This is a genomic window from Pseudomonas sp. TYF_14 (assembly GCF_043105275.1).
In the GTDB taxonomy this organism is placed as follows: domain Bacteria; phylum Pseudomonadota; class Gammaproteobacteria; order Pseudomonadales; family Pseudomonadaceae; genus Aquipseudomonas; species Aquipseudomonas alloputida.
This window is the reverse complement of sequence record NZ_JBICLK010000100.1, coordinates 18,264-35,354: the sequence shown is the minus strand read 5'-3', so window position 1 is coordinate 35,354 and position 17,091 is coordinate 18,264. Positions and strand designations below refer to the sequence as shown.

General features: G+C 61.9%; 19 protein-coding genes. All 19 read left to right on the top strand.

Going from position 1 to position 17,091, the window contains the following annotated elements:
* The first annotated feature begins 161 nt into the window (after positions 1 to 161).
* The 19 genes from iscR to ACF8O8_RS27615 all read left to right on the top strand — a co-directional run bounded on the left by iscR (position 162) and on the right by ACF8O8_RS27615 (position 17,069).
* Positions 162 to 653, top strand: a complete 492-nt coding sequence (gene iscR, locus ACF8O8_RS27705) for a Fe-S cluster assembly transcriptional regulator IscR (protein ID WP_003248542.1) — start codon at positions 162 to 164, stop codon at positions 651 to 653.
* Positions 654 to 698: 45 nt separating this feature from the next.
* Positions 699 to 1,913, top strand: a complete 1,215-nt coding sequence (locus ACF8O8_RS27700) for an IscS subfamily cysteine desulfurase (RefSeq protein ID WP_003248541.1) — start codon at positions 699 to 701, stop codon at positions 1,911 to 1,913.
* A 46-nt stretch (positions 1,914 to 1,959) separates the two neighbouring features.
* A complete protein-coding gene (gene iscU, locus ACF8O8_RS27695) occupies positions 1,960 to 2,346 on the top strand; it encodes a Fe-S cluster assembly scaffold IscU (RefSeq protein WP_003248539.1) in 387 nt (128 codons plus the stop codon).
* A 28-nt stretch (positions 2,347 to 2,374) separates the two neighbouring features.
* Entirely contained in the window at positions 2,375 to 2,698 is a 324-nt protein-coding gene (iscA, locus tag ACF8O8_RS27690; protein WP_003248536.1) for an iron-sulfur cluster assembly protein IscA, read from the top strand.
* Between the two features lie 8 nt (positions 2,699 to 2,706).
* Positions 2,707 to 3,228: a co-chaperone HscB gene (gene hscB, locus ACF8O8_RS27685; protein ID WP_010952065.1), complete on the top strand. Its 522-nt coding sequence runs from the start codon at positions 2,707 to 2,709 to the stop codon at positions 3,226 to 3,228.
* A gap of 43 nt (positions 3,229 to 3,271) precedes the next feature.
* Positions 3,272 to 5,134 (top strand): Fe-S protein assembly chaperone HscA, encoded by a 1,863-nt coding sequence (gene hscA / locus ACF8O8_RS27680; protein WP_010952066.1) that lies wholly within the window; start codon positions 3,272 to 3,274, stop codon positions 5,132 to 5,134.
* A 3-nt stretch (positions 5,135 to 5,137) separates the two neighbouring features.
* Positions 5,138 to 5,479: an ISC system 2Fe-2S type ferredoxin gene (fdx, locus tag ACF8O8_RS27675; protein ID WP_003248531.1), complete on the top strand. Its 342-nt coding sequence runs from the start codon at positions 5,138 to 5,140 to the stop codon at positions 5,477 to 5,479.
* Between the two features lie 10 nt (positions 5,480 to 5,489).
* Positions 5,490 to 5,690, top strand: a complete 201-nt coding sequence (iscX, locus tag ACF8O8_RS27670; RefSeq protein WP_003248529.1) for a Fe-S cluster assembly protein IscX — start codon at positions 5,490 to 5,492, stop codon at positions 5,688 to 5,690.
* 88 nt (positions 5,691 to 5,778) lie between these two features.
* On the top strand, positions 5,779 to 6,204 hold the full coding sequence (gene ndk / locus ACF8O8_RS27665) for a nucleoside-diphosphate kinase (protein WP_003248526.1): 426 nt from the start codon (positions 5,779 to 5,781) through the stop codon (positions 6,202 to 6,204).
* 28 nt (positions 6,205 to 6,232) lie between these two features.
* Positions 6,233 to 7,378: a 23S rRNA (adenine(2503)-C(2))-methyltransferase RlmN gene (gene rlmN / locus ACF8O8_RS27660; RefSeq protein WP_010952067.1), complete on the top strand. Its 1,146-nt coding sequence runs from the start codon at positions 6,233 to 6,235 to the stop codon at positions 7,376 to 7,378.
* 14 nt (positions 7,379 to 7,392) lie between these two features.
* Complete coding sequence (gene pilW, locus ACF8O8_RS27655; protein WP_049586424.1) at positions 7,393 to 8,154, top strand: type IV pilus biogenesis/stability protein PilW; 762 nt, start codon at positions 7,393 to 7,395, stop codon at positions 8,152 to 8,154.
* Complete coding sequence (locus tag ACF8O8_RS27650) at positions 8,151 to 9,158, top strand: RodZ domain-containing protein (RefSeq protein ID WP_392510940.1); 1,008 nt, start codon at positions 8,151 to 8,153, stop codon at positions 9,156 to 9,158. Before pilW ends, ACF8O8_RS27650 begins: the two co-directional genes overlap by 4 nt.
* Before the next feature lie 3 nt (positions 9,159 to 9,161).
* Positions 9,162 to 10,271: a flavodoxin-dependent (E)-4-hydroxy-3-methylbut-2-enyl-diphosphate synthase gene (gene ispG, locus ACF8O8_RS27645; protein ID WP_392510939.1), complete on the top strand. Its 1,110-nt coding sequence runs from the start codon at positions 9,162 to 9,164 to the stop codon at positions 10,269 to 10,271.
* A 25-nt stretch (positions 10,272 to 10,296) separates the two neighbouring features.
* Positions 10,297 to 11,586 (top strand): histidine--tRNA ligase, encoded by a 1,290-nt coding sequence (gene hisS, locus ACF8O8_RS27640; protein WP_003248516.1) that lies wholly within the window; start codon positions 10,297 to 10,299, stop codon positions 11,584 to 11,586.
* Between the two features lie 39 nt (positions 11,587 to 11,625).
* Positions 11,626 to 12,267 carry a tetratricopeptide repeat protein gene (locus ACF8O8_RS27635; RefSeq protein ID WP_003248514.1) on the top strand — a complete coding sequence of 214 codons (642 nt, stop codon included), beginning with the start codon at positions 11,626 to 11,628 and terminating at the stop codon, positions 12,265 to 12,267.
* Positions 12,268 to 13,410, top strand: a complete 1,143-nt coding sequence (bamB, locus tag ACF8O8_RS27630; RefSeq protein WP_004576298.1) for an outer membrane protein assembly factor BamB — start codon at positions 12,268 to 12,270, stop codon at positions 13,408 to 13,410.
* A gap of 116 nt (positions 13,411 to 13,526) precedes the next feature.
* Entirely contained in the window at positions 13,527 to 14,990 is a 1,464-nt protein-coding gene (gene der, locus ACF8O8_RS27625; RefSeq protein ID WP_010952071.1) for a ribosome biogenesis GTPase Der, read from the top strand.
* Positions 14,991 to 15,141: 151 nt separating this feature from the next.
* Positions 15,142 to 16,290, top strand: coding sequence for a pyridoxal phosphate-dependent aminotransferase (locus ACF8O8_RS27620; RefSeq protein WP_003248511.1), 1,149 nt, complete (start codon positions 15,142 to 15,144; stop codon positions 16,288 to 16,290).
* Complete coding sequence (locus ACF8O8_RS27615) at positions 16,278 to 17,069, top strand: amidohydrolase (RefSeq protein WP_010952072.1); 792 nt, start codon at positions 16,278 to 16,280, stop codon at positions 17,067 to 17,069. The genes ACF8O8_RS27620 and ACF8O8_RS27615 overlap by 13 nt, the downstream gene beginning before the upstream one ends.
* Positions 17,070 to 17,091 lie beyond the last annotated feature (22 nt).

Sequence of the window (17,091 nt, the reverse complement as noted above, 5' to 3'; positions counted from 1 at the left end):
ATGGTGGCATGCGGGGCGTGTGCTCACGCCCCTCGTCTGCTACAATCGCGCCCGCCTCCCTGATGCAATCCCGACTAAAGCAGTAGGTCTAATAGTTGACTTAAATGCTCGGGAATCGCATACTCGCACACATCCTGAAACTCCCGTGGTACCCAATAGCCATGCGACTGACTACCAAAGGCCGATACGCCGTGACCGCCATGCTCGACCTGGCGTTGCACGCGAAGCATGGGCCGGTGTCTTTGGCCGATATTTCCGAGCGCCAGGGCATTTCCCTCTCTTATCTGGAGCAGCTGTTCGCCAAGCTGCGCCGCAGCAGCCTGGTTTCCAGTGTGCGCGGTCCAGGCGGTGGCTACCAGCTGTCGCGGGGCATGGAAACCATCCAGGTGGCCCAGGTTATCGACGCGGTCAACGAATCGGTCGACGCCACCCGCTGCCAGGGGCTCGGTGACTGCCATGCCGGTGATACCTGCCTGACCCACCACCTGTGGTGCGACCTCAGCCAGCAGATCCATGAATTCCTCAGCGGCATAAGCCTGGCCGACCTCGTCAAGCGCCGTGATGTGCAGGAAGTCGCCCAGCGCCAGGACCTGCGCCGTGTCGCAGGACGAACCGCCCAGCTGGACAAGATTGAGACGTCTGCCGTCGATTGACCCCCTGGGACGACGAGCGACGCCACCGCCTGATAGGAGAGACAAATGAAGTTGCCGATCTACCTTGATTATTCTGCGACCACTCCGGTCGACCCACGCGTGGCCCAGAAGATGGCCGACTGCCTGCTGGTCGACGGGAACTTCGGTAACCCGGCCTCGCGCTCCCACGTCTTTGGCTGGAAGGCCGAGGAAGCGGTGGAGAACGGTCGTCGTCAGGTTGCCGAGCTGATCAACGCCGATCCGCGCGAAATCGTCTGGACCAGCGGTGCCACCGAGTCCGACAACCTCGCGCTCAAAGGTGTCGCGCACTTCTATCAGACCAAGGGCAAGCACATCATTACCTCCAAGATCGAGCACAAGGCGGTCCTGGATACCGCTCGCCAGCTGGAACGCGAAGGTTTTGAAGTCACTTACCTGGAGCCAGGCGAAGACGGCATCGTCACCCCGGCCATGGTAGAAGCGGTGCTGCGCGACGACACCATCCTGGTCTCGCTGATGCATGTGAACAACGAAGTCGGCTCGATCAACGACATCGCCGCCATCGGTGAACTGACCCGTTCGCGCGGTGTACTGTTCCATGTCGACGCGGCCCAGTCGGCCGGCAAGGTCGAAATCGACCTGCAAAAGCTGAAAGTCGACCTGATGTCGTTCTCGGCGCACAAGGTCTATGGCCCGAAAGGCATCGGCGCGCTGTACGTCAGCCGCAAGCCGCGTGTACGTCTTGAAGCCATCATTCACGGCGGCGGTCATGAGCGCGGCATGCGTTCGGGCACCCTGCCGACTCACCAGATCGTCGGCATGGGCGAAGCCTTCGCCATTGCCAAGCAGGAAATGGTTGCAGAAAACGCACGCATCAAGGCCCTGAGCGACCGCTTCTTCAAGCAGGTCTCAAACCTTGAAGAGCTGTACGTCAATGGCAGCCAGACTGCGCGTGTACCGCACAACCTGAACCTGAGCTTCAACTACGTCGAAGGCGAATCGCTGCTGATGTCGCTGAAAGACATCGCCGTATCGTCCGGTTCGGCCTGTACCTCCGCGTCGCTCGAGCCGTCCTACGTACTGCGTGCTCTGGGCCGCAACGACGAGCTGGCGCACAGCTCGATCCGCTTCTCCTTCGGCCGTTTCACCACCGAAGAAGAAGTCGACTACGCCGCGCAGAAAGTCTGCGAGGCCGTCAATAAACTGCGTGAGCTGTCGCCGCTGTGGGATATGTACAAAGACGGCGTTGACATCTCCAAGATCGAGTGGGCCGCCCACTAAGCAGTCGCCGGCAAGAGCGGCTCCCTGATGAGGAAGGAATTGCACCATGGCATACAGTGAAAAGGTCATCGACCACTACGAAAACCCGCGCAACGTCGGCAAGATGAATGCCGAGGACCCGGATGTCGGCACCGGCATGGTCGGCGCCCCGGCCTGCGGTGACGTGATGCGTCTGCAGATCAAGGTCAACGAGCAGGGCGTTATCGAAGACGCCAAGTTCAAGACCTACGGCTGCGGTTCGGCCATCGCGTCCAGCTCCCTCGCCACCGAGTGGATGAAGGGCAAGACCCTGGACGAGGCCGAAACCATCAAGAATACCCAACTGGCCGAAGAGCTGGCGTTGCCGCCGGTCAAGATTCACTGCTCGGTACTCGCCGAAGATGCCATCAAGGCAGCCGTACGCGACTACAAGCAGAAGAAAGGCTTGATCTAAGTCGCCTGTTGCAAGGTAAGGAGTTCTGATGGCTATCAGCATGACAGAAGCCGCCGCCAACCACATTCGCCGCTCCCTCGACGGGCGCGGCAAAGGTGAGGGCATTCGCCTGGGCGTGCGCACCACCGGTTGCTCGGGTCTGGCCTACGTGCTGGAATTCGTCGACGAACTGGCGGACGAAGACCAGGTGTTCGAAAACCATGGCGTCAAGGTGATCATCGATCCCAAGAGCCTGGTCTACCTCGATGGCACCGAACTGGATTTCGTCAAGGAAGGGTTGAACGAAGGCTTCAAGTTCAACAACCCCAACGTGCGCGGTGAGTGTGGCTGCGGCGAAAGCTTCAACGTTTGAGGCTGGCTGTGGGTACTCCTTGTCATTACGCATTGTTTGACCTCCAGCCAAGCTTCCGTCTGGATCTCGACAAGCTGGCCACTCGCTATCGCGAGCTGGCCCGCGAAGTCCATCCTGATCGCTTTGCCGACGCCTCCGAGCGTGAGCAGCGTATTGCGCTGGAAAAATCCGCGGCCCTCAACGACGCTTACCAGACGCTGCGCAGTGCGCCGCGTCGCGCGCGCTACCTGCTGGCCATCAGCGGCCACGAAGTGCCCCAGGAGGTCACGGTCCACGACCCTGACTTCCTGCTGCAGCAGATGCAGTGGCGTGAAGAGCTCGAAGAACTGCAGGATGAAGCCGACCTTGACGGTGTCGGCGTGTTCAAGAAGCGCCTGAAGGCCGCCCAGGACACGCTGAATGAGGACTTTGCCGGCTGCTGGGATGCCCCGGGCGAGCGCGACAAGGCTGAACGCCTGATGCGCCGCATGCAGTTCCTCGACAAGCTCGCCCAAGAAGTGCGCCAACTGGAAGAGCGCCTCGACGATTAACCCCGGTGCTGCCCGTGATGGCACCTAAGGTATTCAGATAAGCATGGCCCTACTGCAGATTGCCGAACCCGGTCAAAGCCCTCAGCCGCACCAGCGCCGCCTGGCGGTTGGAATCGACCTGGGTACCACCAACTCAATGGTCGCTGCACTGCGCAGCGGCCGTAGCGAGCCCCTGCCCGACGCGCAGGGTAACGTCATTCTGCCGTCCGCGGTGCGCTACCTCGAAGGGCGCAACGAAGTGGGGCAGGCCGCGCGTGATGCTGCCTCCAGCGACCCGTTGAACACCGTGCTGTCGGTCAAGCGCCTGATGGGGCGCGGCCTGGCCGACGTCAAGCAGCTGGGCGAGCAACTGCCATACCGCTTTGTGGGTGGTGAATCGCACATGCCGTTCATCGACACCGTGCAGGGGCCGAAAAGCCCTGTGGAAGTGTCTGCCGACATCCTGAAGGTGTTGCGCGAACGGGCCGAAGCCACCTTGGGTGGCGAGCTGGTAGGCGCGGTGATCACCGTGCCTGCCTATTTCGATGACGCCCAACGTCAGGCTACCAAAGACGCAGCGCGTCTGGCCGGCCTGAACGTGCTGCGCCTGCTCAACGAACCGACTGCGGCCGCCGTAGCCTACGGCCTGGACCAGAACGCCGAAGGCGTGGTGGCCATCTATGATCTGGGCGGCGGTACTTTCGATATTTCCATCCTGCGCCTGACCGCTGGCGTATTCGAAGTGCTGGCCACCGGCGGTGATACCGCCTTGGGTGGTGACGACTTCGACCATGCTATTGCCGGCTGGATCATCGAGCAGGCTGGCCTGTCGTCCGATCTGGACCCGGCTACCCAGCGCGCGCTGCTGCAAACCGCCTGCGCCGCCAAGGAAGCCCTGACCGACGCTGACGTGGTCAGTGTCAGCCACGGTGCCTGGCACGGCGAGCTGACCCGTAATGCCTTCGAAGCCATGATCGAGCCACTGGTTGCCCGCAGCCTGAAGGCCTGCCGCCGCGCCGTGCGCGACAGTGGCGTTGAACTGGAAGAAGTCAGCGCCGTGGTCATGGTCGGTGGTTCGACCCGCGTGCCGCGTGTGCGTGAGGCCGTGGGCGCGCTGTTCGGGCGCACCCCGCTGACCTCGATCGACCCAGACCAGGTGGTGGCGATTGGTGCCGCCATCCAGGCCGACACCCTGGCCGGCAACCGCCGCGAAGGTGGCGAGCTGCTGCTGCTCGATGTCATCCCGCTGTCGCTTGGTCTTGAGACCATGGGCGGGCTGATGGAGAAGGTGATCCCGCGTAACACCACCATTCCGGTGGCCCGCGCTCAGGAGTTCACCACGTACAAAGATGGCCAGTCGGCCATGATGATCCACGTACTGCAGGGCGAGCGCGAGCTGATCAGTGACTGCCGTTCGCTGGCCCGCTTCGAGCTGCGCGGCATCCCGGCCATGGTTGCCGGTGCTGCAAAAATCCGCGTCACCTTCCAGGTGGATGCCGATGGCCTGCTCAGCGTCGCTGCCCGCGAGCTGGGTTCGGGCGTGGAAGCCAGCATTCAGGTCAAGCCGTCCTACGGCCTGACCGACGGCGAAATCGCCCGCATGCTCAAGGACTCCTTCGAACACGCCGGTTCCGACAAGCATGCCCGCCAGCTGCGAGAGCATCAGGTAGATGGCGAGCGGCTGCTCGAGGCGGTACAGGGCGCCCTGGACGCCGACGGCGATCGCCTGCTCAGCAGTGACGAGCGCGACGCCATCGAATTCCAGATGCAAGAACTACGTGATTTGCTGGCCGGCACCGATGGCGCAGCCATCGAGCAACAGACCAAGCGTCTGTCGCAGGTGACCGATGCATTTGCCGCCCGTCGCCTTGATTCGACGGTCAAAGCCGCACTGGCCGGGCGCAACCTGAATGAGATCGAGGAGTAATCGATGCCGCTGGTGACATTCCTGCCGCATGAGAAGTTCTGCCCCGAGGGGCTGACCGTGGAGGTCAAGCCCGGGACCAACATCCTGGAGCTGGCCCACGACCATCACATCGAGATGGAAAGCGCCTGCGGCGGCGTCAAGGCCTGTACCACTTGCCACTGCATCGTGCGCAAGGGCTTCGATTCGCTCGAAGAGGCTGACGAGCTGGAAGAGGACATGCTGGACAAAGCCTGGGGCCTGGAAGCGCAATCGCGCCTGGGTTGCCAGGTTTTCGTCGCTGACGAAGACCTGACCATCGAGATCCCCAAGTATTCGCTCAACCATGCTGCCGAAGCACCGCACTGAGGGCCTGTACATGAGTCTGAAATGGGTTGATGTACTTGAGATCGCAATCCAGCTTGCAGAAAGCAAGCCTGAGGTCGATCCTCGTTATGTGAATTTCGTGGACCTGCACCGCTGGGTGCTGGCATTGCCAGAGTTCAGCGACGATCCGTCACGCGGCGGTGAGAAAGTGCTCGAGGCAATCCAGGCCGCCTGGATCGACGAAGCCGACTAAGCGTCACTTGCAGGTTAGGCAATCCCCCGGAACCCGCGTATAATTCGCGGGTTTAATTTTTCGTAACACTCATATTCTGGAGTTTTCCATGGCTGTTCAACGTACTTTCTCCATCATCAAGCCTGACGCTGTTGCCAAAAACGTCATCGGCAAGATCACCACTCGCTTCGAAGAAGCCGGCCTGAAAATCGTTGCCTCGAAAATGAAGCAACTGTCCAAAGCCGAAGCCGAAGGCTTCTACGCTGAGCACAGCGAGCGCGGCTTCTTCGGTGACCTGGTTGCCTTCATGACTTCCGGTCCGGTCGTTGTCCAGGTTCTGGAAGGCGAGAACGCCATTGCCAAGAACCGTGAGCTGATGGGTGCTACCAACCCTAAAGAAGCTGCTGCCGGCACCATCCGCGCTGACTTCGCCGAGTCGATCGACGCCAACGCCGTTCACGGTTCGGACTCCGAAGCTGCTGCTGCTCGCGAAATCGCTTACTTCTTCGCTGCTACCGAGGTAACCACTCGCTAAGCGAAAGCTTACGGGTGAGGGTGAATCCATGACGACATCTACTGGCAAAATCAACCTGTTGGGTCTGACCCAGCCGGAAATGGAACAATTCTTCGACTCTATTGGGGAGAAGCGCTTCCGTGCCGGCCAGGTGATGAAATGGATTCACCATTTTGGCGTGTCCGACTTTGCGGCCATGACCAACGTAGGCAAGGTCTTGCGCGAAAAGCTCGAGGCCGTTGCCGAAATTCGCCCACCGGAAGTGGTCAGTGAAGACATTTCCGCCGACGGCACCCGTAAATGGGTGATCCGCGTTGCCTCCGGCAGCTGCGTCGAGACCGTCTATATTCCAACCGACGACCGCGGCACCCTGTGCGTATCGTCGCAAGCCGGCTGTGCCTTGGACTGCAGCTTCTGCTCCACCGGCAAGCAAGGCTTCAACAGCAACCTCACTGCCGCCGAAGTGATCGGCCAGGTGTGGCTTGCCAACAAATCCTTCGGGACCGTTCCTGCCAAAGTCGACCGCGCGATTACCAACGTGGTCATGATGGGCATGGGCGAGCCCTTGCTGAACTTCGACAACGTCATTGCCGCCATGAAAATCATGATGGATGACCTTGGCTATGGCATTTCCAAGCGCCGTGTCACCTTGTCCACCTCGGGCGTGGTGCCGATGATCGACGAGCTGGCCAAGCACATCGACGTGTCGCTGGCCCTGTCGCTGCATGCGCCGAACGACGAACTGCGCAACAAGCTGGTACCGATCAACAAGAAGTACCCGCTGAAAGTGCTGCTGGAATCGTGCATGGGCTACATGTCCACCCTGGGTGGCAAGCGCGTGCTCACCGTCGAGTACACCCTGCTCAAGGACGTCAACGACCAGCCCGAGCATGCTGCGCAGATGATCGAACTGTTGCGCGATGTACCCTGCAAGATCAACCTGATCCCGTTCAACCCGTTCCCGCATTCGGGCTACGAGCGACCGAGCAACAACGCCATTCGTCGCTTCCAGGACCTGCTGCACCACGGTGGCTTCAACGTCACCACCCGTACCACGCGCGGCGACGACATCGACGCTGCCTGTGGCCAGCTGGTCGGCCAGGTCAATGACCGTACTCGCCGCAGTGAGCGCTACATCGCAGTTCGCCAGCTTTCTGCGGACGTCGAACTGCCAGACAGCGCCGCCAGCCACTGACAGGTACCTTGCCCATGAGCCTGCGTGCCGCGCTGTCGATCCTTGCGCTTTCGCTGCTGGCCGGCTGCGTGTCGGGCGGCGCGAGCGACCCCTTGGCCAGCCGCCAGGGCAGGGTGGAGGCAGGGCGGGCTTATGTGCAGCTTGGCTTGGGTTATTTGCAACAAGGTTTGACCGAACAGGCCAAGGCGCCGTTGGGAAAGGCCCTGGCGCTGGATGACCAGGATGTCGACGCGCACGCCGCCCTGGCGGTAGTGTTTCAAGCCCAAGGCGAGCCGGCGTTGGCCGAAGCACATTTTCGCAAGGCCTTGCTGATAAGCCGCGGCGACACGCGAATTCGCAACAATTACGGCAGTTTCCTTTATGCTCAGGGGCGATTTGCCGAGGCCAAGCAGATGTTTCGCCTGGCCAGTGCCGATACCCTGTATCCTGAGCGCTCACGCGTGTACGAGAATCTGGGCCTGACCGCCCTGAAGCTCGAACGCCGCGATCAGGCGCACGCGTATCTGTTGAAAGCGTTACAACTCAACCAGCGGCAACCAAAAGCGTTGCTGGAAATGGCTGAGTTGTCCTACGAAAACAGGCATTATGTGCCGGCCCGGGACTACTACGATCGTTTCAGCCAGTTGAGCGACCACGACGCCCGTAGCCTGCTGCTGGGCAGCCGCCTTGCCAGGGTGTTCGACGAGCAGGGCACACTGGCCGAATTGGGCCAGCAATTACAACGACTTTATCCCGGTACGCCGGAATATCAGCAATACCTGTCGGAGCAACGATGAACGCCGCGCATCCCGAAGTAGCAGTAGCGCCTGGCCAGAACCCCGGTGAGCTTTTGCGCCTGGCCCGTGAGAAACGGGGCTGGTCTCAAGCCGAGGTGGCCCGTAAGCTCAACCTCACTGTCAGTTCGTTGAACCACGTGGAAACCGGCGCCTTCGACAAGCTGCCCGGGCATACTTTCGCTCGTGGCTACATTCGCGCCTACGCCAAGCTGATGGACCTCGACCAGGCCGCCCTGGTAGATGCCTTCGACCGCTACACCGGTACCCACGCCAAAGGCAGCGACGTGCATTCGCTGGGCCGTATCGAAGAGCCTGTGCGGTTGTCGCACAATATCCTGCGCGGCGTCAGCCTGCTGTTGCTGGTGGCTGTGGTCGGTGGTGGCTTTTTCTGGTGGCAGGACCAGGGCAGCCTGCGGGGCAAGGAGCTGGCGAAGATTGCCCTGGAGCACGTCGAGGTCGAAAGCGCCGACGGCACCACACAGATTCACCCGCTCGATGAGCCTGAAGACCAGGCCGTTTCCGCTGGACAGCAACCTGAAAGCGCGCCGCTGGCGCTGGAGCAGGGCGCTGCCGAGCAGCCTGCTGCCGCTGAACAGGCGCCGGTAAGCTCTGAGGCAACCATTGCCACAGCGCCTGTGCAACCCGCACCTGCTGCTTCGCCTGCACCGGTTACTCCTCCGGTACAGGCCACTGCTGCGCCGGCACCAGCACCTGCACCTGCACCGGCCGTGGCGGCCGTCGAGCCTGCCGCGGTGCCAGCAGGCAGCGCCAAGGTCGCCATCCAGTTCACCGCCGATTGCTGGACCCAGGTCAGCGACGGCAACGGCAAGGTGCTGTTCAGCGCCATCAAGCGCAAGGGGGACAACCTCGAGCTGACCGGCAAGCCGCCATTCGCGGTACGCCTGGGCTTTGCCCGGGGCGCCCAGGTCAGCTACAACGGCCAGGCCGTCGATGTTGCCCCGTTCACCAGTGGCGAGACTGCTCGCCTGAAGTTGGGACAGTAAGTCATGCACGGCGAATCTCCGATCAAACGTCGCGAATCCCGCAAAATCTGGGTTGGCAATGTGCCGGTGGGTGCTGATGCGCCCATCGCGGTGCAGAGCATGACCAACACCGACACCAACGATGTCGCTGCTACCGTGGCGCAAATCCAGCGTCTGGTCGACGCCGGCGTGGACATCGTGCGGGTCTCGGTGCCGGACATGGACGCGGCCGAAGCGTTTGGCAAGATCAAGCAACGGGTCAGCGTGCCGCTGGTCGCCGACATCCATTTCGACTACAAGATCGCCCTGCGTGTTGCCGAACTGGGCGTTGATTGCCTGCGGATCAACCCGGGCAACATCGGCCGTGAAGACCGCGTGCGCGCCGTGGTGGATGCCGCCCGCGACCGCGGCATTCCGATTCGTATCGGGGTCAACGCCGGTTCGCTGGAAAAAGACCTGCAGAAGAAGTACGGCGAACCGACCCCGGCCGCACTGGTCGAGTCGGCCCTGCGCCACGTCGAGCATCTCGACCGCCTGGATTTCCAGGACTTCAAGGTCAGCGTCAAGGCCTCGGACGTGTTCATGGCTGTCGAAGCCTACCGTCTGCTGGCCAAGCAGATCGTGCAACCGCTGCACCTGGGCATCACTGAAGCCGGTGGCCTGCGTTCGGGCACCGTGAAGTCCGCCGTCGGCCTCGGTATGCTGCTGGCCGAAGGTATTGGCGATACGATCCGCATCTCGCTGGCGGCCGACCCGGTCGAAGAAGTGAAAGTCGGCTACGACATCCTCAAGTCGCTGCATCTGCGCTCGCGTGGCATCAACTTCATCGCCTGCCCGAGCTGCTCGCGGCAGAATTTCGATGTGGTCAAGACCATGAACGAGCTGGAAGGGCGTCTGGAAGACCTGCTGGTACCGCTGGATGTGGCGGTGATCGGTTGCGTGGTCAACGGCCCGGGTGAAGCCAAGGAAGCCCATGTAGGCCTGACCGGCGGTACGCCGAACCTGATCTACATCGACGGCAAGCCGGCGCAGAAGCTGACCAATGACAACCTGGTCGATGAGCTTGAAAAACTCATCCGCCAGAAAGCGGCCGAAAAGGCCGAGGCCGACGCGGCGTTGATCGCTCGTGGCTGACACACAGAATTCGTAAGGACTTTTCGTGAGCAAATCGCTGCAAGCCATCCGTGGCATGAACGACATCCTGCCAGAACAGTCGCCGCTGTGGCGCTACTTCGAAGGCACAGTGGCCGGGCTGCTGGACACCTATGGGTACAGCCAGATCCGCACGCCGATCGTCGAGTTCACCGAGCTGTTCAAACGCTCGATCGGTGAAGTGACCGACATCGTCGAAAAAGAGATGTACACCTTCGAGGACCGCAACGGCGATTCGCTGACCCTGCGCCCTGAAGGCACTGCGGCTTGCGTGCGAGCGGTGCTTGAGCACGGCATCACCGGCAACGGTCAGGTGCAGAAGCTGTGGTACATCGGCCAGATGTTCCGCCACGAGCGTCCACAGAAGGGCCGCTACCGCCAGTTCCACCAGATTGGCGTGGAAGTGTTCAACCTGGACGGCCCGGACATCGATGCCGAGCTGATCATGCTGACCTGGCGCCTGTGGGGCCTGCTGGGCATCCAGGACGCGGTCAAGCTGGAGCTCAACAGCCTGGGCACCAGTGAAGCCCGCGCACGCTACCGTGACGCGCTGGTCGAGTTCCTCTCGGCGCGCCTGGAGCAACTGGACGAAGACAGCCAGCGCCGCCTGAAGAGCAACCCGCTGCGCATCCTCGACAGCAAGGACCAGAACACCCAGGCGGTGCTGGTCGGAGCGCCGAAGCTGGAAGACTACCTGGACGAAGAATCGCGCGTGCACTTCGAGGGCCTCAAGGCCCGCCTGGACGCTGCCGGTATTCCGTTCGTGATCAACACCAAGCTGGTACGCGGCCTGGACTACTACAGCAAGACCGTGTTCGAGTGGGTAACCGACAAGCTCGGTGCCCAGGGCACGGTGTGCGCGGGTGGCCGTTACGACGGCCTGGTCGAACAGATGGGTGGCAAGCCGACCACTGGCGTTGGTTTCGCCATGGGCATCGAGCGCCTGATCCTGCTGTTGGAAACCCTGGGCAAGGTGCCGGAGTCCATCAGCCGCCAGATCGACGTTTACCTGTGCGCCTTTGGCGAACAGGCGGAGCTGGCCGGCCTGCGCCTGTCCGAAGGCTTGCGCGACCGCTTGCCGGGCCTGCGCCTGGCAGTCAACGCCGGTGGTGGCAGCTTCAAGAGCCAGTTCAAGAAAGCCGACAAGAGCGGTGCACTGTTCGCCCTGATCCTCGGCGACGACGAGCTGGCCAAGCAAGAAATCGGCTTGAAGCCCCTGCGTGGCCAGGGTGAACAACAGAACATTGCCTGGGATGCTCTTGCAGAGCACCTGGAAACCGCGATCGCGCAAGCGTAACGCGGTTCAACAAGCGAATAGGCGAAAAGGAGTATTGGGGTGTCGAGTACCGATGATGATGACCTGGCAGGCGTCAAGGACTGGTGGAACCGCAACGGCAAGCCGCTGCTGACCGGTGCATTGCTGGCTGGCGTGGTGGTGTTGGGCTGGAATACCTGGCACAAGTACCAGACCAACCAGTCGCAAGGTGCCTCGCAGTTGTATCAGGCGCTGATTGAAACCAGCCTGACACCGACCGGCCAGCCGGACGCCACCAAGGTCGCGGAACTGGCCGGCAAGCTCAAGAGCGAGTTTGGCGGCACCGCTTACGCCCAGTACGGCAGCCTGTTCGTGGCCAAGGTCGCGGTCGACAGCGGCAAGCTCGATGACGCCGCAGCCGAGCTGAAAAGCGTGCTGGACAAACCGGCCGACGTTACCTTGGGCGAGATTTCGCGTCAGCGTCTGGCGCGCGTACTGGCAGCCCAGAACAAGGCCGAGGATGCCCTCAAGCTGCTCGACGGCGACGCCGACAAAGCCTTCCTGGCCAGCCGTGAAGAGTTGAAGGGTGACCTGCTGGTGCAGCTGGGTCGCGCCGACGACGCACACAGCGCTTACGAAAAAGCCAAGGCTGCGCTGTCCGATGACGCGGCGGTCGGTGGCCTGCAATTGAAGCTGGATGACCTGGCTAAAGGGGACGCGTAAGTGATCGGTTGGAAACATGCAGCAGTGCTGACCCTGGCCGTACTGGCCGCAGGTTGCAGCAGCAACAGCAAGAAGGAACTGCCCCCGGCCGAGCTGACCAAGTTCACCGAGGAAGTGGTGCTGAAGAAGCAGTGGAGCCGTTCGATCGGTGACGGCCAGGGTGAAACCTACAACACCTTGGTACCGGCCATCGAGAACGACCGTATCTACGCTTCCGACGTCAACGGCGAAGTCTTCGCCCTCGACCGCATCACCGGTGACGTGGTGTGGAAGAAGGACCTGGAGCTGCAGGTTTCCGGTGCAGTTGGCGTAGGCTATGGCCTGGTCATGCTCGGTACCCTCAAGGGTGAAGTCATTGCCCTGGACTCCAGCACCGGTGAGGAGCGTTGGCGCTCGCGCGTGACCAGCGAAGTGCTGGCCCCACCTGCCAACAACGGTGACGTGGTGGTGGTGCAGACCCAGGACGATCGCCTGATCGGCCTGGATGCCGCCACTGGCGACCGCCGTTGGATCTACGAAAACTCGCCGGCCGTGCTGACGCTGCGTGGCACCGGTGCGCCGATCGCCACCAACCGCCTGGCGGTTGCCGGCCTGTCTACCGGCAAGGTAGTGGCGGTGGACATCAACAACGGTGTGCCGGTGTGGGAGAGCCGCGTGGCCATCCCGAAGGGCCGTTCCGAGCTGGACCGTGTGGTTGATATCGACGGCGGCTTGTTGCTGTCTGGTGGTACCCTGTACGTCAGCACCTACCAGGGCCGTGTAGCGGGCCTGGACCTGGAAAGCGGCCGCGAGCTGTGGCAGCGCGATGCTTCCAGCTATGTGGGTGTCGCCCAGGGCTTCGGTAACGTCTACGTCAGCGAAGCCTCGGGTACCGTGGAAAGTGTGGATGAGCGCTCTTCCAGTGCCCTGTGGAGCAACGACAGCATGGCTCGCCGCCAGTTGACCGCCCCTGAAGTGTTCAGCAGCTACGTGGCTGTGGGTGACTTTGAAGGTTACCTGCACCTGCTGAGCCAGGTGGATGGCCGCTTCGTAGGCCGTGAGCGTATCGACAGCGATGGCCTGCGCGCCCGCCCACTTGTGGTCGGCGACACCATCTATGTCTTCGGCAACAGCGGCAAGCTCGAGGCACTGACCATCCGCTGAAGCTATGCTTGAAGCCTTGGCGGGCTTCAAGCCGCGGCGTAGGACACGCCGCCCAAACTCCGGCCGCTGCCTTGCAGCGGCCTTTGCATTTTCAAGAATTCGAGAGTGGAGAGCCGATGGTTCCCGTAATTGCCCTGGTGGGCCGCCCGAACGTCGGCAAATCCACCATGTTCAACCGCCTGACCAAGACCCGCGATGCCATCGTCGGTGACCTGTCGGGCCTGACCCGTGACCGCCAGTATGGTGATGCCAGCTGGCAGGGTCGTTCCTTCATCCTGATCGACACCGGTGGTATCACCGGTGACGAAGTGGGCATGGACGAAAAAATGGCCGAGCAGTCGCTCATGGCCATTGAAGAAGCCGACTATGTGCTGTTCCTGGTTGATGCCCGTGCGGGTATGACTGCGGCAGACCAGATGATCGCCGAGCACCTGCGCAAGCGGAACAAGGCGGCGATCCTGGTTGCCAACAAGATCGACAACATCGACCCCGACGTTGCCCGCGCCGAATTCTCGCCAATGGGCATGGGTAACGCCATTCCGGTGGCTGGCTCCCAGGGCCGTGGTATCAACGCCTTGATGGAGGCCGTGCTCGGTCACCTGCCGCGTGATGCCGAAGAAGAAGCCCTCGAGCAGGACGTCGCTGAAGGTGAGGAAGCCGTGCGCATTCCTGGCCCAAGCGAGAAGGATGGCATCAAGATCGCCATCATCGGCCGCCCGAACGTTGGCAAGTCGACGCTGGTCAACCGCATGCTCGGCGAAGAGCGTGTGGTGGTCTACGATGAGCCGGGCACCACCCGTGACAGTATCTACATCCCGTTCGAGCGCGATGGCGAGAAGTACACCTTCATCGACACCGCCGGTGTGCGCAAGCGTGGCAAGATCCACGAGGAAGTCGAGAAGTTCTCGGTGGTGAAGACGCTGCAGGCGATCAAGGATGCCAACGTCGTCATTTTCGTCATGGATGCACGCGAAGGTGTGGTCGACCATGACCTGAACCTGCTGGGCTTCGCCCTTGAAGCCGGTCGCGCCATCGTCATTGCCCTGAACAAGTGGGATGGCATGGAGCCGGGTGAGCGCGCCTACGTGAAGACCGAGCTGGAGCGCCGGCTGTTCTTCGTCGACTTTGCCGACATCCACTTCATTTCCGCGCTGCATGGTACGGGCGTGGGCAACTTGTACAAGTCGGTACAGGCAGCGTTCCAGTCCGCGGTCACCCGCTGGCCGACCAGCCGCCTGACGCAGATCCTCGAGGATGCCGTGAGCGAGCACCAGCCGCCGATGGTCAACGGTCGCCGCATCAAGCTGCGCTATGCCCACCTCGGTGGTGCCAACCCGCCACTGATCGTGATCCACGGCAACCAGACCGACAGCATTCCCAAGTCGTACTCGCGTTACCTGGAAAACACCTATCGCCGGGTGCTCAAACTGGTCGGTACGCCGATTCGTATCGAGTACAAGGGCGGCGAGAACCCGTACGAGGGTAAGAAGAACACCCTTACCGATCGCCAGGTCAACAAGAAACGCCGCCTGATGTCGCACCACAAGAAGGCCGAGAAGAAGCGTCGCGACAAACGCTAAGCAGCGCCATGTGGGGGCGGGCAAGACCGCCCCCACAGACGCCCTTTGATCCAGAGCAATCCCCCTATTGTTTCAACCTTTTTCCTGACCGCTCGATCCGCTATGCTCGGACTCCACCCCGTGCCGGATATACCCCAGGAAAGAGGGCTCCATGATCCGCAGCAAACTGCCGAATGTCGGCACGACCATCTTCACCACCATGTCCCAGCTCGCCGTGCAGACTGGCGCACTCAACCTGTCCCAGGGCTTTCCTGACTTCAATGGCCCGCAGGCCCTGCTCGATGCAGTGGGCCGGCACGTGGCTGCCGGGCATAACCAGTATTCGCCCATGACCGGCCTGCCGGCCCTGCGCCAGCAGGTGGCGGCCAAGGTCGAGCGGCTGTATGGGGCCAGGGTGGATGCCGATCAGGAAGTGACTATCACCCCCGGCGCCACCGAGGCTATTTTCTGTGCCATCCAGGCGGTGGTGCATGCCGGTGATGAAGTGATCGTCTTCGACCCCTGCTACGACAGTTACGAGCCGTCCGTGGAGCTGGCCGGGGGCCGCTGTGTACACGTGCAGTTGAGCGACGGCGACTTCCGTATCGACTGGCAGAAATTCAGCGATGCCTTGAGCCCGCGCACGCGCATGGTCATCCTCAACTCGCCACACAACCCCAGCGGCGCGCTGATCACCCGCGAAGACCTCGACCAGTTGGCCGCACTTATTGCCGACCGCGATATCTACCTGGTCAGCGATGAAGTGTACGAGCACCTGGTCTACGACGGCGTACGCCACGCCAGTGTGCTGGCCCATGAGCAGTTGTACTCACGTGCCTTCGTGGTCAGTTCCTTCGGCAAGACGTACCACGTTACCGGCTGGAAGACCGGTTACGTGATCGCGCCGCCTGCCTTGAGCGCCGAGCTGCGCAAAGTGCACCAGTACGTCAACTTCTGTGGCGTGACGCCGCTGCAGTGTGCCTTGGCCGACTTCATGGCCGGGCACCCCGAGCATATTGATGAGTTGCCGGCCTTTTACCAGGCCAAGCGCGACCTGTTCTGCGGTTTGCTGGACGGCTCGCGTTTCAACTTTACCCGCACGACGGGCACTTATTTCCAGCTGGTGGACTATTCGCAAATCCGCCCGGACCTGAACGATGTCGACATGTCGCTGTGGCTGACGCGTGAGCACGGCGTTGCGACCATCCCGGTATCGGTGTTCTACCAGCAACCCATCCCCGAGCAACGCCTGGTACGCCTGTGCTTTGCCAAACGAGAGGAGACGCTGCGTCAGGCAGCGGAACGACTATGCGCGATCTGAGTACACTGCCGAACCTGAAAGTCGCCCTGGTGCAAACCACCTTGGCCTGGCACGACCGCGAGGCCAACTACGCGCACTTCGAGGTGCTGCTGGAGCAGGTGGGCGAGGTCGACCTGGTGATCCTGCCGGAAATGTTTACCACCGGTTTTTCGATGCAATCGGAAAGCCTGTGCGAACCGGAGAACGGTCCGACCTACAAATGGCTGAAGGCACAGGCCAGGAAGCACAATGCGGTGATTACCGGCAGTGTGATCATCCAGGCCGCCGATGGCAGCCACCGCAACCGCCTGTTGTGGGCGCGGCCGGACGGCGAGATTCTGCACTACGACAAGCGCCACCTGTTCCGCATGGCCGGTGAGCACAAACATTACACCCCAGGCGAGCGGCAGGTGCAGTTCGAGCTCAAGGGCTGGCGGATTCGCCCGCTGATCTGCTACGACCTGCGCTTCCCGGTTTGGAGCCGTGACGCCCAGGACACTGACCTGCTGCTGTACACCGCCAACTGGCCGGCCGCGCGTCGCCAGCACTGGAACCGCCTGCTACCGGCGCGGGGGATCGAGAACCTGTGCTATGTGGCGGCGGTGAACCGGGTGGGCACGGACGGTAAAGGCTTTGCTTACTCTGGTGACAGCCAGGTGCTGGATTTCCAGGGCGAGAGCCTGCTCAGTGCCGGGGAGGCGGACGGGGTGTTCACTGCAGTACTGAGCGCGGCGGAACTGGCGGCGTACCGGGCCAAGTTCCCGGCCAATCTGGATGCCGATACCTTCGAGCTGCACTGACAGCAGGCCCGGCTTCTTCGCG